This is a genomic window from Cryobacterium sp. TMB1-7 (genome assembly GCF_004402435.1).
Taxonomy (GTDB): Bacteria; Actinomycetota; Actinomycetes; order Actinomycetales; family Microbacteriaceae; genus Cryobacterium; species Cryobacterium zongtaii.
The window spans coordinates 159,857-181,607 of record NZ_SOFZ01000020.1; the positions used below are offsets into that span (position 1 = coordinate 159,857).

The 21,751-nt window shown below is 67.7% G+C and carries 19 protein-coding genes; 12 read left to right on the forward strand and 7 right to left on the reverse strand.

The features are described 5' to 3' along the window. Positions 1-6 precede the first annotated feature (6 nt). Genes E3O60_RS07815 through E3O60_RS07830 form a run of 4 tightly spaced genes read right to left on the reverse strand, consistent with a single transcriptional unit; the run spans position 7 to position 3,935 of the window. The gene (locus tag E3O60_RS07815) at positions 7-777 is read right to left on the reverse strand and encodes an ABC transporter ATP-binding protein (RefSeq protein ID WP_088457136.1); all 771 of its coding nucleotides are present in this window, start codon (positions 775-777) and stop codon (positions 7-9) included. Further along, positions 764-1,639, reverse strand: a complete 876-nt coding sequence (locus tag E3O60_RS07820; protein ID WP_088457135.1) for an ABC transporter ATP-binding protein — start codon at positions 1,637-1,639, stop codon at positions 764-766. Before E3O60_RS07820 ends, E3O60_RS07815 begins: the two co-directional genes overlap by 14 nt. Positions 1,640-1,676: 37 nt before the next feature. After that, complete coding sequence (locus E3O60_RS07825) at positions 1,677-2,657, reverse strand: branched-chain amino acid ABC transporter permease (protein ID WP_088458110.1); 981 nt, start codon at positions 2,655-2,657, stop codon at positions 1,677-1,679. Positions 2,658-2,669: 12 nt separating this feature from the next. Continuing rightward, entirely contained in the window at positions 2,670-3,935 is a 1,266-nt protein-coding gene (locus E3O60_RS07830) for a branched-chain amino acid ABC transporter permease (RefSeq protein WP_088457134.1), read from the reverse strand. 277 nt (positions 3,936-4,212) lie between these two features. On the opposite strand from E3O60_RS07830, the gene guaB reads away from it, so the two are divergent. The 3 genes from guaB (at position 4,213) to E3O60_RS07845 (ending at position 8,724) form a co-directional block, all read left to right on the forward strand. Next, positions 4,213-5,715: an IMP dehydrogenase gene (gene guaB, locus E3O60_RS07835; protein ID WP_103459177.1), complete on the forward strand. Its 1,503-nt coding sequence runs from the start codon at positions 4,213-4,215 to the stop codon at positions 5,713-5,715. 125 nt (positions 5,716-5,840) lie between these two features. After that, positions 5,841-6,950 (forward strand): GuaB3 family IMP dehydrogenase-related protein, encoded by a 1,110-nt coding sequence (locus E3O60_RS07840; protein WP_088457132.1) that lies wholly within the window; start codon positions 5,841-5,843, stop codon positions 6,948-6,950. A 49-nt stretch (positions 6,951-6,999) separates the two neighbouring features. Further along, positions 7,000-8,724 carry a glycerol-3-phosphate dehydrogenase/oxidase gene (locus E3O60_RS07845; protein WP_088457131.1) on the forward strand — a complete coding sequence of 575 codons (1,725 nt, stop codon included), beginning with the start codon at positions 7,000-7,002 and terminating at the stop codon, positions 8,722-8,724. Between the two features lie 111 nt (positions 8,725-8,835). On the opposite strand, the gene E3O60_RS07850 is transcribed toward E3O60_RS07845, so the two are convergent. Beyond that, a complete protein-coding gene (locus E3O60_RS07850; protein ID WP_088457130.1) occupies positions 8,836-9,810 on the reverse strand; it encodes a hypothetical protein in 975 nt (324 codons plus the stop codon). A gap of 318 nt (positions 9,811-10,128) precedes the next feature. Between E3O60_RS07850 and E3O60_RS07855 the strand changes: the two genes are divergently transcribed. From E3O60_RS07855 to guaA, 5 genes are read left to right on the forward strand one after another with little or no spacing between them, the layout of a single operon-like run. Beyond that, entirely contained in the window at positions 10,129-10,656 is a 528-nt protein-coding gene (locus E3O60_RS07855; protein WP_088457129.1) for a cation:proton antiporter regulatory subunit, read from the forward strand. Positions 10,657-10,659: 3 nt separating this feature from the next. After that, positions 10,660-12,018, forward strand: a complete 1,359-nt coding sequence (locus tag E3O60_RS07860; RefSeq protein WP_088457128.1) for a cation:proton antiporter — start codon at positions 10,660-10,662, stop codon at positions 12,016-12,018. 5 nt (positions 12,019-12,023) lie between these two features. Further along, entirely contained in the window at positions 12,024-12,854 is an 831-nt protein-coding gene (locus tag E3O60_RS07865; protein ID WP_166788974.1) for an SURF1 family cytochrome oxidase biogenesis protein, read from the forward strand. A gap of 9 nt (positions 12,855-12,863) precedes the next feature. Next, complete coding sequence (locus tag E3O60_RS07870) at positions 12,864-13,301, forward strand: DUF3817 domain-containing protein (protein WP_103432178.1); 438 nt, start codon at positions 12,864-12,866, stop codon at positions 13,299-13,301. Further along, on the forward strand, positions 13,298-14,977 hold the full coding sequence (gene guaA, locus E3O60_RS07875; protein WP_255416755.1) for a glutamine-hydrolyzing GMP synthase: 1,680 nt from the start codon (positions 13,298-13,300) through the stop codon (positions 14,975-14,977). The genes E3O60_RS07870 and guaA overlap by 4 nt, the downstream gene beginning before the upstream one ends. Positions 14,978-15,209: 232 nt before the next feature. On the opposite strand, the gene E3O60_RS07880 is transcribed toward guaA, so the two are convergent. Next, entirely contained in the window at positions 15,210-16,028 is an 819-nt protein-coding gene (locus E3O60_RS07880; RefSeq protein WP_103478919.1) for a Bax inhibitor-1/YccA family protein, read from the reverse strand. A 102-nt stretch (positions 16,029-16,130) separates the two neighbouring features. Beyond that, the gene (locus E3O60_RS07885; RefSeq protein ID WP_134479928.1) at positions 16,131-16,661 is read right to left on the reverse strand and encodes a hypothetical protein; all 531 of its coding nucleotides are present in this window, start codon (positions 16,659-16,661) and stop codon (positions 16,131-16,133) included. A 38-nt stretch (positions 16,662-16,699) separates the two neighbouring features. Between E3O60_RS07885 and E3O60_RS07890 the strand changes: the two genes are divergently transcribed. The 4 genes from E3O60_RS07890 to E3O60_RS07905 all read left to right on the forward strand — a co-directional run bounded on the left by E3O60_RS07890 (position 16,700) and on the right by E3O60_RS07905 (position 21,718). Beyond that, the gene (locus E3O60_RS07890; protein WP_103478920.1) at positions 16,700-17,737 is read left to right on the forward strand and encodes a glycerophosphodiester phosphodiesterase family protein; all 1,038 of its coding nucleotides are present in this window, start codon (positions 16,700-16,702) and stop codon (positions 17,735-17,737) included. A 53-nt stretch (positions 17,738-17,790) separates the two neighbouring features. Further along, a complete protein-coding gene (locus E3O60_RS07895) occupies positions 17,791-20,256 on the forward strand; it encodes an ATP-dependent helicase (RefSeq protein ID WP_088457122.1) in 2,466 nt (821 codons plus the stop codon). Beyond that, positions 20,253-21,347, forward strand: a complete 1,095-nt coding sequence (locus E3O60_RS07900; protein ID WP_241983597.1) for an FUSC family protein — start codon at positions 20,253-20,255, stop codon at positions 21,345-21,347. Before E3O60_RS07895 ends, E3O60_RS07900 begins: the two co-directional genes overlap by 4 nt. 146 nt (positions 21,348-21,493) lie before the next feature. After that, positions 21,494-21,718: a hypothetical protein gene (locus E3O60_RS07905; RefSeq protein WP_133159732.1), complete on the forward strand. Its 225-nt coding sequence runs from the start codon at positions 21,494-21,496 to the stop codon at positions 21,716-21,718. Positions 21,719-21,751 lie beyond the last annotated feature (33 nt).

The following is a 21,751-nucleotide window of genomic DNA, read 5'->3' on the forward strand; positions in this document are numbered from 1 at the left end:
GGAGGGTTAGTCGTCCTGACCCAGGGTGCCCAGGTACAGGCCGATCACCTTGGGGTCGTTCAGCAGCTCCCGCCCGGTGCCGGTGTAGGCATCCCGACCCTGATCGAGCACGTAGCCTCGGTCGCAGATCTGCAGGCAGCGGCGGGCGTTCTGCTCCACCATGATCGTGGTCACGCCGGCCTTGTTGATCTCCTTCACCCGCAGGAACGCCTCGTCCTGACGCACCGGGGACAAACCGGCCGAAGGCTCGTCGAGCAGCAGCACGTGCGGGCCCATCATCAGCGCCCGCGACATCGCCACCATCTGGCGCTCGCCGCCGGAAAGCGACCCGGCCCGCTGGCCGAGGCGCTTGCGCAGCTCCGGGAAGATCTCGGTGACGAACTCGAGCCGCTCGGCCAGGCCCTTGGGCTTCTGGTACATGCCCATCTCCAGGTTCTCCTGGATCGTCAGCGTCGGGAAGACGTTGTTGGTCTGCGGCACGAAGCCCACGCCCTTGGCGACCAGCTTGTTGGCCTTGAGGTTCGTGATGTCGTCACCGCGCAACCGGATCTCGCCCTCGCGTACCTTGACCAGGCCGAAGATCGACTTGAGCAGGGTCGACTTGCCGGCCCCGTTCGGGCCGATGATGCCGATCAGTTCGCCGTCGTAGGCGGTGAGCGAGCATTCGTTGAGGATGTTGACGCCGGGCACGTACCCGGCCGTCACGTTCTTGACCTCGACGACCGCCTTCCGCACCGGGGCCGGGGTGGCGTCGATCAGCGGGCTAGAGTTCGTCATCGAGCAGCTCCTTAATGGCTCCGACATGTTCCTTCTCGGCGTCGGGATCCTCACCGAGGTCCTCGTCGTGGTGCTGGCCCAGGTACGCGTCGATGACAGCCTGATTGCGCATCACCTCGTGCGGGTCGCCCTCGGCGACCACCTTGCCCTCGGCCATCACGATCACCCAGTCGGCGATGTGCCGCACCATGTGCATGTCGTGCTCAACGAAGAGCACGCTCATGCCTTCGGCCTTGAGGTTGAGGATGTGGTCGAGCAGCGACTGAGTCAACGCCGGGTTGACGCCGGCCATGGGCTCGTCGAGCATCACCAGGGTGGGGTCGCTCATCAGCGCCCGTGCCATTTCGAGGAGCTTGCGCTGCCCGCCGGAGAGGCTGGCCGCGTAGTCGTCCTTCTTGGTGTCGAGCTTGAACCGGGTGAGCAGGTCCAGCGCCTTGACCTTGTTGTCGGCCTCCTGCTGACGCCAGAGGAACGGCAGGACGGCGCGGAACAGGTTCTCGCCCACCTGCGCCTTCGCGCCGAGCAGCATATTGTCCATCACCGTCAGCAGGCCCAGGGCCTTGGTGAGCTGGAAGGTGCGCACCTGACCCATCCGGGCGACCTTGAACGCGGCCATGCCGCCGATGGGGGTGCCCTCGAAGGTCCACGAGCCGGTGTCCGGCTTGTCGAACCCGGTGAGCAGGTTGAACAGGGTGGTCTTGCCGGCCCCGTTCGGCCCGATCAGAGCGGTGATGGCGCCGCGGGGAATCTCGAGGTGCTCGACATCCACCGCCTTGAGGCCGCCGAAGGTGCGGCTGACGCCGTCGACCACGAGGATCGGGTCCTTCTTCTTGCAGCCGGGGACGGCCTCGCCGATGTGCATGTCAACTGTCTTGACGGGCTTGCCGGTGGGAACACTGTTACTTGACAAAAGCCAGCTCCTTCTTGTTTCCGAAGATGCCCTGGGGTCTGTAGATCACAATGAGCATGATCGCGACGCCCACCAGGATGAAACGCAGCTGTCCGGCCTGGATGCTCGTCAGGAACGGGATCCAGCCGGCCTCCACGGCCCGGGCGATGAACCCGGAGAAGAACGACAGCAGCACCCAGAAGACCATCGAGCCGATGACCGGACCGAGGATGGTCGCCGCTCCACCGAGCAGCAGGATGGCGTAGACGAAGAACGTCAGCGAGGTCTGGTAGTTCGACGGCACCACGGCACGCGGCAGCACGAAGATCATGCCCGCGATGGTGCCGAAGACGCCACCGAGGATCAGCGACTGCATCTTGTAGAAGTACACGTTCTTGCCCAGGGCGCGAACGGCGTCTTCGTCCTCGCGGATGCCCTTGATCACGCGGCCCCACGGGCTGCGCATGATCTGCCAGGTGAACAGGCAGGCGAGGATCACGATGGTCCAGGCCACGATGCGCAGCCACCAGTCGTAGGCGTTGTACTCGAACGGACCGAACCCGTAGGTGCCGTCGGGGATCGGGTTGAGGGCAGCGAATCCGCCCTTGTACCCGCTGAGCCCGTTGGCCGAACCGGTGATCGGTTCGAAGGTGTTGGTCGTGAACAGCAGGCGCACGATCTCCGCGGCCGCGATGGTGACGATGGCCAGGTAGTCCGCCCGCAACCGCAGGGTCGGGATACCCAGAACCAACGCGAAGATCACGGATGCGCCGATCCCTACGAGCACCGCCGCCCAGACCGGGAAGCCGAAGCTCAGGGTCGAGATGGCGTACCCATAGGCGCCGAGGGCCATGAAGCCGGCCTGGCCGAAGTTGAGCAGGCCGGTGTAGCCGAAGTGAATTGCCAGTCCCAACGCCGCGAGGGCGTAGGCGGCGGTGGTCGGGCTGATCAGCTCGACGGCCGCGTTGCTAAAGATTGCTCCCCAGTCGATCATCGTCAGCCCCTAGCCAATTCTCTCTTTGCGACCCAAGATGCCTTGCGGCCGAAGCAGCAGCACCAGGATCAAAACGACAAGTGCACCGACGTATTTCAGGTCGGACGGAATCCACAGCGTCGACAGCTCGACGAACAGGCCCACGATGATCGATCCCACGAGGGCGCCGAACGCCGTGCCGAGACCGCCGAGGGTGGTGGCAGCGAAGACCAGCAGCAGGATCTGGAAGCCCATGTCCCAACTGACCCCCGGCCGGAAGTAGGCCCAGAGCACACCGGAGAGGCCGGCGAGCGACCCGCCGACGATCCAGACGATGCGGATGACACCATCCACGTCGATGCCGCTGGCGGAGGCGAGGCTGGGGTTGTCGGAAACGGCCCTGGTGGCCTTGCCGATCCGGGTGCGCAGCAGGAAGTAGGAGACCGCGAGAAGCACGACGATGCTGATACCCATGCTGGCGAGGTCGATCGGCGACAGCGAGATCGGGCCGAACTTGAGGTCGGTCATGCCGGAGCCGGGCAGCTGGCTGGTGCCGCCGCCGTAGAACAGCTGGAAGGTGTACCGCAGCGCCAGCGAGAGGCCGATGCTGACGATCATCAGCGGGATCAACCCGACGCCCTTCTTCCGCAGGGGTTTCCAGATGGTGGCGTCGAGCCCGAAGCCCAACAGACCGCTGAGGGCGATCGCCAACAGGATCGCCAGCCAGATCGGCAGCCCGAGCGTCGTGCTGAGGGTGAGGGTGGCCAACGCACCGAAGGTGATCATCTCCGCGTGCGCGAAGTTGCTCAGGCCCGTGGTGCCGAAGATCAGCGACATGCCGATCGCGGCCAAGGCCAGCAGCAGACCGAAGTTCAGGCCGTTGACGAAGCGGTTCACGAACTGGTCGAAGAAGCTGACCGTCGTGCGTTCGCCCTCGCCGAGGAAGAAGTTCACCGACTTCACCTGGGTGAGGCCGAACTCGGCTTCGATCTCGGCACCGCCCTTGGCGACGACCACACCTTTAGGGAGAGTGTCCTCGTCGAGGGTGACCGTGTAGGTCTCCTTCTCCGGAACGCCGATGCGCCACTTGCCCTCGGCATCCGTGACGACCTCGGCCTCGTAGCCGGAGCCTTCAACGGAGATGAGCACGTCTTCGATGGGTTCGCCACCGAATTGCACATTTCCCGAGAGCACATATTCGTACTGGTCAGTGTTGATCTCGTCGGCATGAGCCGCGCTCGCCGCGAACGTTGAAAACGTCAGGGCGGTCAGGAGTAGGCCGAAAAGCAGCACCATCATCCTGGGCGTGAATCTGCGGACAGCGTGTGTATTGCTCACTGCACCTCCATGGCGGCACCGTCGGTGCGTATTCGAACTGGCACGGACTTGCCTGCCAGCGACCTTGCTGACAGTACGTGCCGATTATGTCGCATATGTTTCGTACGCCGAATTCAGGGCAATCGATTTTGGATCGCGGAATGCGCCAAGCGCATCGTCGCTTAACATTGAGTACCGGTTGCATCCCAGGGATTTCCGGACTTTTTTCCATATCCGCGAATGCAAAAGGGGTTTCATGGATCAGCCAGATCCGTTCGGTTTCACCGGACTCACCTACGACGACGTCCTTCTCCTGCCGGGTCACACCGACGTCATTCCGAGCGAGGCCGAGACAAAGTCCCGGCTAACCCGCAGAATCAGCGTCGCGACGCCGCTGTTGTCCAGCGCGATGGACACCGTCACCGAGACCCGCATGGCCATCGCCATGGCTCGTGAAGGCGGCCTGGGCATCCTGCACCGCAACCTGTCGATCGCCGACCAGGCCGAGCAGGTGGACCTGGTCAAGCGCAGCGAATCCGGCATGATTACCAATCCGGTAACGACTTCGCCCGACGCCACCGTGGCCGAGGTGGATGCCCTCTGCGGGCAGTTCCGCATCAGCGGCCTGCCGGTCGTCGACAACGACGGTGTGCTCGTGGGCATCATCACCAACCGCGACATGCGCTTCGTCTCCGCCGTGGCCAAGCACACCACCCGGGTGCGCGAGGTCATGACCACGTCGCCGCTGATCACCGGCAAGGTGGGCATGGCCCCCATGGACGCCGTGGCCATCTTCGCCACCCACAAGATCGAGAAGCTGCCGCTCGTCGACGACGCCGGCCGGTTGACCGGCCTGATCACTGTCAAGGACTTCGACAAGAGCGAGGAATACCCCAACGCCACCAAGGACGACGCCGGGCGCCTGCGCGTCGGCGCGGCCATCGGCTTCTTCGGTGACGCCTGGCGCCGGGCATCCGCCCTGCTCGAGGCGGGCGTTGACGTTCTCGTGGTCGACACCGCCAACGGCGACAGCGCCGGCGTGCTCGAGATCATCCGCAAGCTGAAGTCCGACTCGGCCTTCGCCGACGTCGACGTCATCGGCGGCAACGTCGCCACCCGCTCCGGCGCGCAGGCGCTCATCGACGCGGGCGCGGATGCCATCAAGGTGGGCGTGGGCCCCGGCTCGATCTGCACCACCCGCATCGTCGCCGGCGTGGGCGTGCCGCAGATCACCGCGGTCTACCAGGCTTCCCTGGCCGCACGGGAGACCGGCGTGCCGGTCATCGCCGACGGCGGACTGCAGTACTCCGGTGACATCGCCAAGGCGCTCGTCGCCGGCGCCGACACCGTGATGCTCGGCTCCCTGCTGGCCGGCTGCGACGAAAGCCCCGGCGAGCTCGTCTTCGTCAACGGCAAGCAGTTCAAGACCTACCGCGGCATGGGATCGCTGGGCGCGCTGCAGACCCGTGGCAACAAGACCTCCTACTCGAAGGACCGTTACTTCCAGTCGGATGTGCCCAGCGACGACAAGCTCATCCCCGAGGGCATCGAGGGCCAGGTGCCCTACCGTGGCCCGGTGTCGAACGTGGCGTACCAGCTCATCGGCGGGCTGCGCCAGTCGATGTTCTACGTGGGCGCGCGCACCATCGACGAGCTCAAGCAGAAGGGCAAGTTCGTGCGCATCACCGCCGCGGGCCTGAAGGAGAGCCACCCGCACGACGTGCAGATCGTGGTCGAGGCGCCCAACTACCGCCGCTAACATCCCGCAACTGTTGCCCTAACGGACATGTGCGCCCGGTACGCCGGGCGCACATGTCCGTTAGGGCAACAGAAGGGTCGGGGGCGGGGCTGAGTGCGGGCTGCGACTAAACTGAGCGGGTGAGTATGGAAATCGAAATCGGCCGGTCCAAGCGCGCACGCCGCGTATACGCCTTCGACGACATCGCGGTGGTGCCCAGTCGGCGCACCCGTGACCCCGAGGATGTGTCGGTCGGCTGGTCCATCGACGCCTACCAGTTCGACATCCCGTTCCTTGCCGCCCCGATGGACTCCGTCGTCTCCCCGACGACGGCGATCATGATGGGCCAGCTGGGCGGCCTCGGTGTCCTGGACCTCGAGGGCCTCTGGACCCGGTACGAGAACCCGGAGCCGCTGCTGGCCGAGATCCGTGAGCTGCCCGCCGACAAGACCACGGCGCGCATGCAGGAAATCTACGCCGAGCCGATCAAGCCGGCCCTGGTCACCGAGCGTCTCGCCGAGATCCGCGCCGCCGGCGTCACCGTCGCGGCCGCCCTGTCGCCGCAGCGCACCCAGGAGCTCTACGAGACCGTCGTCGCCGCCGGCGTCGACCTCTTCGTCATCCGCGGCACCACGGTCAGTGCCGAGCACGTCTCGCGCAACCAGGAGCCGCTGAACCTCAAGAAGTTCATCTACGACCTCGACGTTCCCGTCATCGTCGGCGGCGCCGCCACCTACACCGCGGCGCTGCACCTGATGCGCACCGGCGCGGCCGGCGTGCTCGTCGGCTTCGGCGGCGGCGCGGCGTCCACCACCCGCACCAGCCTCGGTATCCACGCCCCCATGGCCACCGCCGTGGCCGACGTCGCCGGCGCTCGCCGCGACTACATGGACGAATCCGGCGGCCGTTACGTGCACGTGATCGCCGACGGCGGGCTGAGCACCTCCGGCGACATCGTCAAGGCCATAGCCTGCGGTGCGGATGCCGTGATGCTCGGTACCGCCCTGGCCCGCGCCACCGACGCCCCCGGCGGCGGTTTCCACTGGGGTGCCGAAGCCCACCACTCGCAGCTGCCCCGCGGCAAGCGCGTGGAGGTCGGCACCGTCGCCCCGCTCGAGGCGATCCTCTACGGACCGGCACCGGTCGCCGACGGCACCGCTAACCTGGTCGGCGCCCTGCGCCGCTCGATGGCGACCACCGGCTACAGCGGAATCAAGGAATTTCAACGGGTTGAGGTAGTTGTCGCGCCGTACTGAGTGAACTAGCGTCGAAGCAAGCACCACCGATGGCGATGGGAGTTTGCAGATGACGCACGATAACTCGGTTACCAGGTCCACGAAGCTCGGACCTGAGGAACGCGCGGCGGCGATCGAACGCCTCAAATCCAAGGAACTCGACATTCTCGTGGTCGGCGGCGGCATCGTCGGCACCGGCAGCGCGCTGGATGCCGTCACCCGCGGGCTGAGCGTGGGCATGCTCGAGGCCAGAGACTGGGCGTCGGGTACCTCCAGCCGCTCGTCGAAGCTCGTGCACGGCGGCATCCGCTACCTGGAACAGCTCGACTTTCGGCTGGTGCGGGAGGCCCTCACCGAACGCGGTCTGCTGCTCAAGCGCATCGCCCCGCACCTGGTCAAGCCGGTGCGCTTTCTCTACCCGCTGCAGAAGCGGGTCGTCGAACGCGGCTATGTGGGCGCCGGGATGCTGCTCTACGACGTGCTCTCCTATATCGGCGGTCGGCCCGGCGTGCCGCACCACCGGCACCTCAGCCGCAGCCAGGTGGCGAAGCTGGTGCCCAGCCTCAGCCACGACGCCCTCGTCGGCGGCATCACCTACTACGACGCTCAGGTCGACGACGCACTCTACGTGGCGTCGCTGGCGCGCACGGCATCGGCCTACGGCGCCCACGTGGCCAGCCGGGTGCGGGTGGAGGGTTTCCTCAAGGTGGGCGAACGGGTCGTCGGCGTGCAGGCGCACGACCTGCAGACAGGGGAGCGCTTCGAGGTGCGGGCCAAGCAGGTCGTCAACGCCACCGGCGTCTGGACCGACGACACCCAGCGGATGGTCGGCGAACGCGGCACCTTCAAGGTGCGCGCGTCCAAGGGCATCCACCTCGTCGTGCCGCGGGACAGGTTCCAGTCGTCGATGGGCCTGCTGCTGCGCACCGAGAAGAGCGTGCTCTTCGTGATCCCGTGGGGCCGGCACTGGCTGATCGGCACCACCGACACCGACTGGCACCTGGACAAGGCGCATCCGGCCGCCACGGCCGCGGACATCGACTACCTGCTCGAACACGTCAACGCCGTGCTGCAGGTGCCGCTGACCCGGGAAGACGTGGAGGGTGTCTACGCCGGCCTCCGCCCGCTGCTGGCGGGGGAGTCCGAGCAGACCTCCAAGCTCTCCCGCGAGCACCTCGTCGGGCACTCGGTGCCCGGCCTGGTAGTGATCGCCGGCGGCAAGTGGACCACCTACAGGGTGATGGCCAAGGACGCGATCGACGCCGCGGTGGATGCCCTCGACGGGCTGGTTCCGCCGTCCACGACCAAGGAGATCCCGTTGCTCGGCGCCGAGGGCTACCGGGCGGCGTGGAACAAGCGCGGCAAGATCGCCCATGCGTTCAACCTGCACACCGTGCGCATCGAGCACCTGCTCAACCGCTACGGCACCCTCACCGACGAGTTGCTCGACCTGATCAAGGAAAAGCCGGAGCTGGCCGACCCGTTGCCCGGCGCCGACGACTACATCCAGGCCGAGGTTGTGTACGCCGCGACCCACATGGGCGCGCTGCACCTCGAGGACGTGCTCGCCCGACGCACCCGCATCTCCATCGAGGCCTGGGACCGCGGGGTGTCCGCGGCACCCGTCGCGGCCCGGCTGTTGGCCGAGGTGCTCGGCTGGGACACCGAGCGTGAGGAGCGGGAGGTGTCGATCTACCTCAAGCGGGTCGCCGCCGAACGGGCCTCGCAGACCCAGCCCGACGACGAATCCGCCGACCGGGTGCGGTTGGAGGCGCCGGACATCGTGACGAGCTGAGCCCGCGGGGTCACTGCGCCTCCTGTCGGCGACCGCGCCCGCTATAGCGGGCGCGGTCGCCCGTACGAGGTGCAGTGAGCGGCGCGGGTCGCAGCGGGTGAGGTCGCGCTCTCAGCGAGCCCGGGGGATGCCGTTGCGGGTGAGGAGATCTCCCAGAGCAGGGAGGGATGTGGCAACCGACCAGTCCCACCGGAACACGCCCAACCCCAGTGCGCGCAGTCGGTCTTCCCGTATCTTTTCGGCCATGACGATATCGGCAGTGGAGCGTCCGCCGGTGAACTCGTCGCGCAGGTACTTACCGTGCCCATCGAATTCGCCGACCCTGCCGACGGAGCGCCAGAAGAAGTCGGTGAACCCGATCAGGCCCGCGTGATCCCAGTGTGGCACCTGTAACTCGGGCAGGAGAAAACCCAGCAAGAAGATTCCGGCCCGGCTGATCGATTCTCCGGCCGACCCGGAGAGCGGTGAAGCGAACTCCAGGACCCGCCCAGCGGCCGCGCGACCGGTAACCCGCCCGAGCTGGTCGAACGCGCGGTCGAGGTCTGCTCGGGTCGCCAGGGCGTGACCGTCGCGTGATTGGTGGATGGCTTTGTCCACGACCGCCACCGCCTGGCCGAACCTGAGCACCCTGGCGAGTGCCACCGCGGTCGCCGCGACCGAGGTCACCCGAAGCCCCTCGTGCTCCACGACGTCGAGGCTGTGCTCCTGCGGATGACGGATCACGCCGCGCCGGGACCGTCCGCCCGCCGCCGTCGTGGTGGCAAGGTGAATATCCGCCGGCCAGGCACCAACAATCGGCAATCCCCATAGCGCCGCCGCCGAGACGTGCGAGTACACAGCCGGTGCCTCCGCCGTGGCGGCATGTGCGTGGATCCGACGGAGGTAACGCGCATCCGCGCCCAGGGCATCCCACTCGGCAGCGCGTGTGTACACCCCCCGGCGGAGGCGGATGACGGTGTGACGTTCGTATTCTCGGCGGAGCTCGTGGTGGAGGCCGACTCGCGCCGCGTCGCTCGCCAGGATGAGCCCGCTGTGGCCGGACAACGCGGCGAGGACGTCCAGGCTGCCTGATGATGTGGTGGTCATGCCCCGAGGCTGGCGCATCGTCGGGCCCGGCGGCGGCGGCGGGACGTATCTGTGCACTTCCTCGGCCCGTCCCCAGGCTGTGGATCGCAGACCGACCGCCCAACCCGCCCGCCCGACCCGCCCGTCACTGCACCTCGTGTGGCCGATCGCGCCCGCTATAGCGGGCGCCGTCACCCGTAGGAGGCGCACCGAACCCGTCCCGGGGCAATCACGGGGCGGGGCGAGCCGAGCGGATGCGCCGGTGCCGCGGCCCGCCCGACCGGCGAACACGCTCCGGTAGAATGACTAGACCGCCCTCAAGCCTTCAGGAGTCGCACCATGGTTGACGTTCGACGGGTCAAGCTCCCCGGTGTGGGTGTACTGCACACCTTCATCACCGATGACGGCGGCAAGGTCGGTGTCATCGCGCACCGCTCCGGTCACAGCGATCTGATCACCTTCGCCGACGACGAGGGTGGCCCCGACGCCAGCAAGGTGTCGCTGCGCCTGAGCGAGGACGAGGCGCACACCCTCGCCGAACTGCTCGGCGGCACCCAGATCACCGAGTCGCTCACCGCGCTCGACCAGATCCCCGGGCTCAGCATCGACTGGTTCACCGTGGACTACGAAGACCACATCGCCGGCCAGCCGCTGGGCAACCCCGCCGAGCGCGGCATCGCCGGGCTCACGGTGGTGGCCGTGGTGCGCGGCGAATCCGCCAACCCCGCGCCCGCGCCCGACTTCAAGGTCTTCCCCGGCGACACCCTCGTCGTGGCCGGCTCTCCCGAGAAGGTGGCGAAGGCCTTCGCCTTCTTCCGCACCGGTGCGATCACGTCCAAGCCCGTCGACGCGCCGCCAGGAGGGTAGCCGATGCACCTCGGTGAAGATCTCCTCACCCTGGGCATCCTGCTCGTGGTGGCCTACGTGCTCGGCCGGTTGGGCAAACTGATCGGCCTGCCGTCGATCCCGATCTACATGATCGTGGGCCTGCTGGCCAGCCCGTACACCGGATGGTTCCCGCTGGACTTCAATTCGGCCGACATCGAACTGATCGCGGTCTTCGGGCTCATCCTGCTCCTGTTCAGCCTGGGGCTCGAGTTCGACCAGGAGGCCTTCTTCGGCGACGCCGGAAAACTGCTGATCTCCGGCGGCTCCTGGATCCTGATCAACATGGGCGCCGGGTTCGCGTTCGGCCTGATGACAGGCTGGGGCGCCAGGGAAGCCCTGGTCATCGCGGGCATGACCGGCACCTCGTCCAGTGCGATCATCACCAAACTGCTCATCGAACTGCGCCGGCTGGCCAACAAGGAAACCCCGATGATCCTCGGGGTGACCGTCGTCGGTGACATCTTCATCGCCGTGTACCTGGCCATCGTGTCCGTGGTGCTCAGCGGCAAGACCGAGATCTGGCCGATCGTGCTGCAACTGGGCATCGCGTTCCTGTTCCTCGTGGTGATGTTCTCCGTCGCCCGGTGGGGCGGCCGGGTCGTGTCCAGACTGATGCGCACCAAGGACGACGAACTCTTCACCATCCTGTTCTTCGGCCTGGCCGTGCTCTTCGCCGGCATCGGCGAGATCATCGGCGTCACCGACGCCATCGGCGCATTCCTTATTGGCGTGGTCCTGGGCGCGAGCACCTACCGGGGCCGCATCGAACGGGTGGCGGTGCCGCTGCGCGACGTCTTCGGGGCGTTCTTCTTCCTCAACTTCGGCCTGGCGCTGAACGTGGCCGAATTCGGCTCGGTCATCGTCCTGGTGGGAATCGCCATCGTGATGACCTTCGCGCTCAGCCTGGCCTCGGGCGCGCTGTTGGCCCGGATGCACCAGATGGGGCTGCGCGAAGGACTGAACACCGCCGCGATCTTCGTCAACCGCGGCGAGTTCACCCTGATCCTGGCAACCCTGTCGGTCAGCGCCGGCCTTGACCCGCGGCTGCAGCCCTTCGCGGGCCTCTACGTGCTGACCATGGCGATCCTCGGCCCCCTGTTCACCGCCAACTCGGAGAAGATCGGCGCTGCCCTCAGCCGCCGCTCCCGAGCGGCGCATCCGCCCACCCGCACCCCGGAGCGAGACGCCATGCGCGCCGAAGAGATCGCTCTGGTTGAGGCGGTCACCCATGACCAGAAATCCGGCGACCCGATGGTGGACTTCATCTCCGACACGTACCCGACCCCGAAGAAAAAAACCGACCAGGCCGGCCAGGACGACCAGACGGGTGATTACTCATGATGCGCATGATGGTGCGTCCCCGGTGGATCGCCGCGCTGCTGCTGGCGTTGGCCATCGCCGGCGCCTTCGCTGCCCTCGGCCAGTGGCAGCTGGCCCGCGCCATCTCGTCCGGCGAGGTCATCGAGCGCACCACCGAGACCGTGCAACCACTCAAAGACACGGTGTCACCGGATGGGCCGCCCGCGAAGGTCGCTGAGGGCCAGATGATCGAGACGATCGGCTCGTTCGTGGCCGGTGACGAGCAGATCATCAGCGGCCGACACAACGGCGGCGAATCCGGTTTCTGGGTAGTCAGCCACTTCGTCACCGATGAGGGTGCCAGCATCGCGGTGGCCCGCGGCTGGACCGCAGACGCCGACCAGGCGGCCGCGGTCCGCGAACGGCTCGCCACACAGATGTCGATCCTGTCCCTCCAGCCGCTCACCGGCCGGTTCCTCTCGTCTGAGGCGCCCGCGCTGCCCGACGAAGACGCCGACCCGTACACGATGACCACGGTGTCCACCGCGGCGCTGATCAACCTCTGGGCCAACTGGTCCGACCAGTCCGTCTACCAGGGCTACATCGTCGACACCGTCGCCCCCGACGGTCTGACGGTCATCGACTCCCCGGAGCCCGAAGTCGAGGTTCCGTTGAACTGGCTGAACATCTTCTACGCCCTCGAGTGGGTCGTCTTCGCCGGCTTCGCCGTGTTCCTCTGGTACCGCCTGGTGCGGGATGCCTGGGAGCGCGAAACCGAGGTCGCCGCTGCCGCTGCGGCCGAGGACGCCGCCGGTACGCCGGACGAGGCAGCCGGCCCGGCCGCTGGCACCGACCGGTCGCACGCCAACGCCCCGTAGAATTAGCCCATGCCACTTGAACCCAAGCCCGCCGACCTGCCCAGAATCCCCGGTGCGCTTCGGCTGTACCAGGTCTCGTCGATCATCACCGGTGTTCTGCTGCTACTGCTCTGCGCCGAGGTGATCGCCAAGTACCTCTTCGGCACCGAGCTTGAAGCCGGCGGCCCGAACGGTTTCCTGGCCCTGGTGCCGGATGGCACCGTGACGGCCGTCAATCTGAGCACTGGACTGCTGATGGTGCACGGCTGGTTCTACGTTCTGTATCTGTTCGCCGATTTCCGCATCTGGAGCATCATGCGCTGGCCTTTCCCCACCTTCCTACTCATCGCGCTCGGAGGCATCATCCCATTCCTGTCCTTCTTCCTCGAGGCTAAGGTCGGCCAGCGGGTCAAGGCATATCTCGCCGCGCACCCCGTCGCCGCCGTCGAAAGCGGGGTCCGCGCATGAGCGCCGTGAACCCGATGGACGTCGTGGGCGCCGACGGCGCCGAGGGCGCTGAGGGCCTGGAGAACCTGATCGGAACCGAGGAAGGCGCCGCTTCAGTTGCCACCTCCGGCATCAGCCGCCCGGTGCTCGTGGTGGACTTCGGCGCGCAGTACGCGCAGTTGATCGCCCGGCGCGTGCGCGAGGCATCCGTGTACTCGGAGATCGTGGCGCACTCGATCACCGCCGCGGAGGTCGCCGAGAAGAACCCGATCGGCATCGTGCTCTCCGGCGGACCGTCCAGCGTCTACGCCGAGGGTGCCCCCACCTTCGACCCGGCGATCTTCGACCTCGGCATCCCGGTGCTGGGCATCTGCTACGGCTTCCAGGTGATGGCCACCGCCCTCGGCGGCGAGGTCTCGCACACCGGCCAGCGCGAATATGGTTCCACCCCGGTGGTCGTCTCCGACAGCACCAACGCGCTGCTCGCCGACCAGCCCGCCGAGCAGACCGTGTGGATGAGCCACGGCGACTCGGTGTCCAAGGCCCCCGACGGCTTCACGGTACTCGCCTCCACGGTGTCGACCCCTGTGGCCGCGTTCGCCAATGACGAACGCCAGCTCTACGGCGTGCAGTGGCACCCCGAGGTCAAGCACTCCGCGCACGGCCAGCACGTGCTGGAGAACTTCCTGCACCGCGCCGCCGGCATCCCCGCCGACTGGAACAGCGGCAACGTCATCGCGGAGCAGGTCGCGCTGATTCAGGCCCAGGTGGGCACGGGCAAGGTCATCTGCGGTCTCTCCGGCGGGGTCGATTCCGCCGTCGCCGCCGCCCTGGTGCACAAGGCCATCGGCGACCAGCTGGTTTGTGTGTTCGTGGACCACGGCCTGCTGCGCGAGGATGAGCGCCGCCAGGTCGAAGAAGACTACGTCAAGGCCACCGGCATCCGCCTGGTCACGGTGGATGTGCGCGAGCAGTTCATCAACGCGCTGGCCGGCGTCAGCGACCCGGAGACCAAGCGCAAGATCATCGGCCGCGAGTTCATCCGCACCTTCGAGCAGGCTCAGGCCGAGCTCATCAAGGAGGCCGCGGAGATCGACGGCGACCCGATCCGCTTCCTCGTGCAGGGCACCCTGTACCCCGACGTCGTCGAGTCCGGCGGCGGCAGCGGCACCGCCAACATCAAAAGTCACCACAACGTGGGCGGCCTGCCAGAGGACCTGCAGTTCGAGCTGGTCGAGCCGTTGCGCGCCCTGTTCAAGGACGAGGTGCGGGCCATCGGCGCCGAGCTGGGCCTGCCCGCCGAGATCGTGCAACGCCAGCCGTTCCCCGGACCCGGCCTGGGCATCCGCATCGTCGGCGAGGTAACCCAGGAGCGTCTGGACCTGCTGCGCCAGGCGGATGCGATCGTGCGCGCCGAACTGACCGCCGCGGGCCTTGACCGGGAGATCTGGCAGTGCCCCGTGGTGCTGCTCGCCGACGTGCGCTCGGTGGGCGTGCAGGGCGACGGCCGCACCTACGGCCACCCGATCGTGCTGCGCCCGGTGTCCTCCGAGGACGCCATGACGGCCGACTGGACCCGCCTGCCGTACGACCTGCTCGCGAAGATCTCCAACCGCATCACCAACGAGGTCGACGGGGTCAACCGCGTGGTTCTCGACGTCACGTCGAAGCCGCCGGGGACCATCGAATGGGAGTAGGCGTTCCGCCGCGCCCGTAGTTGTGCCGGAAGCACCCTCGCCTTGCGCGAGGGTGCTTCCGTCGTTAGGGGGCCACGGGCGCGGTATGCGGGTCAGGCGCCGCTCTGCGGGTGGCGCGCCACCCGCATAACGGCGCCTTGCCCGCTTAGCCCAAACTGGGCGCTGGCGCCTGCGAGACGACGAAAGGGCCGGCCCGAGGTGGGCCGGCCCTTTCGGGGTGTGCGGGGGAGCGCTACTCGCGGGCGATCATGAAGATGCGCAGCAGCTCGATGTAGAGCCAGACGACCGTGACCATGATGCCGAACGCGCCACTCCAGCCGTACTTGCGGGGAGCGCGGTTATTGACGCCCTTCTGGATGAAGTCGAAGTCGAGCACGAGGGAGTACGCCGCCATCAGCACGGCCAGCACCCCGATGAGCAGTCCCAGCTTGATCTCGAAACCGGCGATCGCGATGGTGCCGCTGCGCATGCCGAACGCACCGTCGACGGCGCCGAACATCATCATGCCGAAGTTGACCAGGGAGAAGACCGCGTAGCCGACCATCGCGATGAGGAACACCTTGGTGGCCCGCTTCGAGGCGCGGATCTTGCCGCTGGAGAACAGCGCCAGGGTGACGCCGACGACCACGAGGGTGGCGATGACGGCCTGCACGACGACGCCACCACCGGACATCTCCTCGAAGAAGCGGGAGATGCCACCGACGAACAGTCCCTCAAGCGCGGCGTAGGCGAGGATCAGGGGCGGCGACGGCTCCTTCTTGAAGGCGTTGACCAGGCCGAGCACGAGCCCGCCGATTGCACCGACGATGAACAGGAACGGCATCACCGGGGTGAGCACCCACGCTGTCGCCGCGGCGGCCAGCAGGATCGCGAAGGCCAGGACGGTCTTCCCGATGGTGTCCTCGTAGGTCATCCGGTCGGTGTCCTGCGAACCGGCGGAGGGCGAGTTGTAGAGCGCCTGCAGGTCGTTGTCGGAGAGCACCTTGGACGTGGCAACGGCGCCGGGAGCGCCGAACGCGGCGTTTCTAAATGCGGGGTTGGAGGTAGCCATGGTTTCCTGCCTAACAATCAGCTGGTGAGGGGTGCGCGCCGGTGTCCGACGCGCGAGTCTGTGCCACAAATCTACCGGATCAACCCGTAGTTTGCTGAGAGTCTACTCAGCCTTGACCGGGTCGGGAACGGTGGCTGCGGCGGGCCCGGCGGCCATCTCGCGTTGACGCCAGAGCGCCAGCGCCCAGCCCAACCAGGCGCACGCCACACTGGCCAGAGAACCGCTCAGCAGCCCAATCCAGTGCTGGCTGTACTCGTTCAGGGCGCCCTTGAGCACGAAGCTCAGGACGATCACCGGGATCAGGGCCAGATAGCTGCGCCCCGGCCGGTGCCGGGTGAACAGCCATCCGGCCAGCAACACCGCGAATGCTCCCGCGAAATCCGGGCCGGCGATGAGCACGAGCGCGGCCAGCAGGCACGGCAGGATCACGACCAGCCGGCGCCAAAGGGCACCGGGCAGGATCAGCCAGCCGAGCAGCTGCGCGCAGGGCCCGACCACCACGAACCACAGGCTGTAGGTGCTGACCATGTTGGTCAGGGCCGCGCCGAGCAGGATCATCAGGAGGCCCACCGCATACCGCCATCGGGGGTCACCCCAGCGAACGCGGGGTGTCGGGTCGATCCAGGTGGTCACAACACAAGATTCTGGCAGGCCGCGGCTAACCTTGGGACATGCCACCCCTCGTGATCGCTCACCGCGGTGCCAGCGGCTACCGCCCGGAGCACACCGAAGCCGCCTACAGGCTCGCGTTCGCCCTGGGCGCCGACGCCGTCGAGCCCGACATCGTCGCCACCAAGGACGGCGTGCTGGTAGTGCGGCACGAGAACGAGATCTCCGGCACGACGGATGTGGCCTCCCACCCCGAATTCGCCGGCCGCCGCACGGAGAAGGTGATCGACGGTGTCGCCATGACCGGCTGGTTCACCGAGGACTTCACCTGGGCGGAGCTGCGCACCCTGCGCGCCCGCGAGCGGCTGCCCGCCCTGCGCGGCCTGAGCGCCAGCTTCGACGGACTCTTCCCGATCCTGCGGCTGCGCGATGTGTTCCGTCTGGTTGATCGGGTGGAGGCGCCGTTGGATCGGGAGCTCGGCGTTGTCGCCGAGATCAAGCACGCCAGCTACTTCGAGTCCATCGGGCTGCCGCTGGACGAACTGTTCGCCGCCGAGGTCAACGAAGCCGGCTGGAACACCGGGGAGGGCCGGCTCACCATCGAGAGCTTCGAACGCACGGTGCTGGCCCAGGTGCAGGCGCGCGGCGTCTTCGGCCGTCGGGTGTTCCTGCTCGAGGCCAGCGGAGCACCCGCCGATCTCGTTGCCAGGTTCGGCGACCGGGCCACCACCTACGCGGATTACCTCACCGACCTGGCGCTGTACCAGCTCGGCCACCAGCTCGACGGCATCAGCGTGCCCAAATCCCTCATCCTGCACACCGGCCCTGACGGCAACATCGACGGCGCCTCAGACCTGGTGGACGCCGCCCACGCCGCCGGCCTGGCGATCTACACCTGGACGCTGCGACCGGAGAACCGGTTCCTGGCCCCCAGCTTCAGGGTCGGCACCCGCAAGGCCGACTTCGGCAACTGGCAGGCCGAGTTCCGCACCATCATGGACACCGGCATCGACGGGGTCTTCGCCGACCAGCCCGACCTGGCGGTACACGTGCGCGACGGGCTGTCCGCCGGGCTGCCGCATCCGCTCTCACCCGCCTGACCCCTACCCGCCGCGGGGCGGATGTCGGCGGCTGCGCCTAGAATTGGCTGGCCATGACTTTGTCTCCAGACCTGCCCAACGCCCCCGCGACCAGGGCGTCCGCGACCCCGATCATCCTCGACGGACGAGCGGGCCCCGACGCCGGTTCCGAGCAGCAGAGCCCGCTCTTCGACGGCCTCAACCCGCAGCAGCTCGAGGCCGTCAAGTACCGCGGCCCGGCCCTGCTGATCGTCGCCGGCGCCGGCTCGGGCAAGACCAGCGTGCTCACCCGCCGGGTCGCCGGCCTGATCGAGACCCGCGAGGCGTGGCCCAGCCAGATCCTGGCGATCACGTTCACCAACAAGGCCGCCGCCGAGATGCGCGAACGAGTGAAGGCCCTGCTCGGTCAGGCATCCGACGGCATGTGGATCAGCACCTTCCACTCCTCGTGCGTGCGCATCCTGCGCCGCGAGGCCGAGAGCGCGGGACTGTCGGCGAACTTCAGCATCTACGACTCGGCCGACTCCAAGGTCACCATCAAACGCATCATCAAACAGCTCGACGCCGATACCCTCGGCTTCACACCCGGCAACGTGGCGTCCAAGATCTCCAAGCTCAAGAACGAGCTCGCGGATGTCGATTCCTACGCCCGCAACGCGAACATGAGCGACCCGCAGGAGGTCATGTTCGTCGAGATCTTCCGCCAGTACACGCGGCGGCTGCGCGCGGCCAGCGCCCTCGACTTCGACGACCTGATCGGCGAGACCGTGTTCCTGTTCCGGGCCTTCCCCAAGGTCGCGGCACTGTACCGGCGCCGGTTCCGGCACATCCTGGTCGACGAATACCAGGACACCAACCACGCCCAGTACGCGCTGGTGCGTGAGCTCACCCGCCCTGTCGACGCCGAACTGGCCGACGACATGGAGGATGCGGGCCTGCACGTCAAGAACCTGCAGGATGCCTCCGGCCAGATCCCCGGTGCGTCGCTGACCGTCGTCGGCGACTCCGACCAGTCCATCTACGCGTTCCGCGGCGCCTCCAGCCGCAACATCACCGAGTTCGAACGGGACTTCCCCGGCACCAAGGTGATCCTGCTCGAGCAGAACTACCGCTCCACCCAGAACATCCTCTCGGCCGCGAACGCCGTGATCGGCAACAACTTCGACCGCCGCGAGAAGCGGCTCTGGAGCGCCGGCGGCGACGGCGAGAAGATCGTGGGCTACACCGCGTACAACGGGCACGACGAGGCCCAATTCGTGGCCGACGAGATCGAGGTGCTGCACCGCGCTGGTATGGCCTACCGCGACATGGCGGTGTTCTACCGCACCAACGCGCAGACCCGTGCGCTGGAAGAAATCCTGGTACGCGCCGCGGTGCCGTACCGCGTCGTCGGCGGCACCAAGTTCTACGAACGCGCCGAGATCAAGGATGCGCTGGCCTACCTCGTCGCCGTCGCCAACCCGCTGGACGAACTGGCGCTCCGCCGCATCCTGAACACCCCCAAGCGCGGCATCGGCCCGGCCACCGAAACCCAGCTGGCCAGCTTCGCCGAGACCAACGGCATCTCCTTCCGCCAGGCCATGCGTGACTCCGGCGGGCTGGGCCTGGGGCCCAAGGTGACCGGCGCGATTCTGCAGCTGGCAACCCTGCTCGATTCGGCCGCCCTCATGATGGACCCGGAGAACCCGGCCGGAGCCGCCAACGTCAGCGACCTGCTCACCTTCCTGCTCGACGGCAGCGGTCTGCTCGCGGTGCTGCGCGCCAGCCGCGACGCGCAGGACGAGGTGCGGGCGGAGAACATCGAGGAGCTCGTCGCCCAGACCAAGGACTTCAACCGGGAGAACCCCGACGCCGGCCTGGTCGACTTCCTCACCCAGGTGTCCCTCGTCGCGGCCGCCGACGACCTCGACGACGCCTCCGGCACCGTGTCGCTGATGACGCTGCACACCGCCAAGGGCCTCGAATACGAGGCCGTGTTCCTCACCGGCGTCGAGGAGGGGCTGCTGCCGCACCAGATGTCGGCCGGTGAACCCGGCGGGCCCGCCGAGGAACGGCGTCTCTTCTACGTGGGCATCACCCGGGCCCGGCAGCGGCTCTACCTGTCGCTGGCGATGACCCGCGCCCAGTTCGGCGAGGTCAACGTGGCCATGCCCAGCCGCTACCTGCAGGAGATCCCGGCCACGCTGATCGACTGGAAACAGTCGCCCGGCATGGCCAATTCCCGCGGCGGCACCCAGCCCCGGGCGCTCAACGCGCGCCGCGACGGCGGCGGCTTCGGCAGCCGCAGCGGCACCCCGGGCCAGCTGCCGCCGGCACCCAAGCCGAAGACCGAGTGGGCCAACCGGGTCACCGCGCAGGTGCGCGACAACGGTGACCTCAGCCTGAACGCGGGAGACCGCATCCGTCACGTCGACTTCGGTGACGGCAAGGTCAACCAGGTCACCGGCGAAGGCACCAAACGCATCGCGCACGTGCAGTTCGACACCAGCGGGGCGAAGAAGCTCTTGATCAAGATCGCCCCGATCGAGAAGATCGAGTGACGGCGCCACACCACGACGATTCAGCGGATGCCCGCTCCCGGCCCGAGACACTGAGGCAGTGGGCGCGGTCCCTGCGCGCCCTCGACCTGGAGGTCGCCACCCGGGCGACGCTGGCTATGGTGATTCCGCTCATCGTGCTGGTGCTTGCCGGGCGCATCGACTGGGCCGTGTACGCCTCGTTCGGCGGCATGACGGCCCTGTTCGGACGCAGCGAACCGTACCGGCTGCGGGCCAGGTCGGTGAGCGTGGCGGCCGTGGGGATGGTCTGCAGCATCGGTTTCGGGTTGCTGTTGGCGGCGCTCGGGGCGCCGCTCGGCCTGCTGACGCTGGGCCTGATCGTGGTGTTGGTTCTCGGAGTGCTGCTGGTCAACACGATGGGACTGTTCCCCGGCACGCCGCTGTTCTTCGTGTTCGCCTACACGGTGTGCGCCCAGGTGCCCACCGAGCCCGACCAGGTGCTGACCCGGCTGCTCGTGGGCGTGGCCGGTGCCGCCTTCGCTTGGCTGGTGACGATGTCGGGCGCTCTGCTGCGCAGGGCCGCGCCGGAGCGGTCGGCCCCGCTGTTCAAGCAGCTGCCGAGGCAGCCCCGCCTCAACCCGACCGCGTACCGTGACGGCCGGGTCTGGCTGTCGATCGGGCAGATGGTGGTGGGCAGCCTGGTCGCCGGCGGCCTGGCCATTCTCGTGGGCATCGGTCATCCGTACTGGGCGGTGGTGAGCGTGGTGGCAGTCTTGCCGCCGCCCGGCGCCAGGCACTCCACCTCCCGCGCGTTCCACCGTATTTTCGGCACCGCGCTCGGGGTCCTGGTGACGGGGTTGGTGCTGTTGCCGGGCCCGCCCGTCTGGGTGTTGATCCTGGTGATCGCGATCGGCCAGTTCGGCGCCGAGATCCTGGTGGGCAAACACTACGGTGCCGCGCTGCTGTTCATCACACCGCTGGCGCTGACGGTGTCGCACCTGGGCAGCCCGGTGCCGGTGTCGGACCTTCTGGTCGACAGGGTCGTGGAAACGGTTCTGGGCGGCGCCGTCGCCCTGGTGATCGTGGTCGCCACCCGCGCGGGCCTGGCCCGGCGCGCCGGCACCCCACTCTGACCCGTGCCGTGTGGGCCACCGACGCCTTGTCGCCGACCACCGACGACGGTACGGTGTCCTGCACCGGGACCCGCGCACTGCAGCCGTCCCGGTCACCCGATACCCGCACCGTTCAGCGTCGGCTCGCGTCCGAAGGAGGTTCGATCATGACCCAGGAATCCGACGGCCTGTGGCCGCACGACCCCGAGGCGCTCGACGATAACCGCGTCGTCGACGACCTTGAGATCCCCGCGGACGAAGAGCTGCTTCCCAACGCCGAGGACATCGCGCCGACCGACGTGGAGACCACCGACGAGTGGGGCGACGACGCCGACAACCGGCTCGTCGACCTCGGCGACGACACTGACGATGACGAGTCCGTCGACCGCTGACACTGGTGGGACGGATCGGCAGCGTCGCGCCTG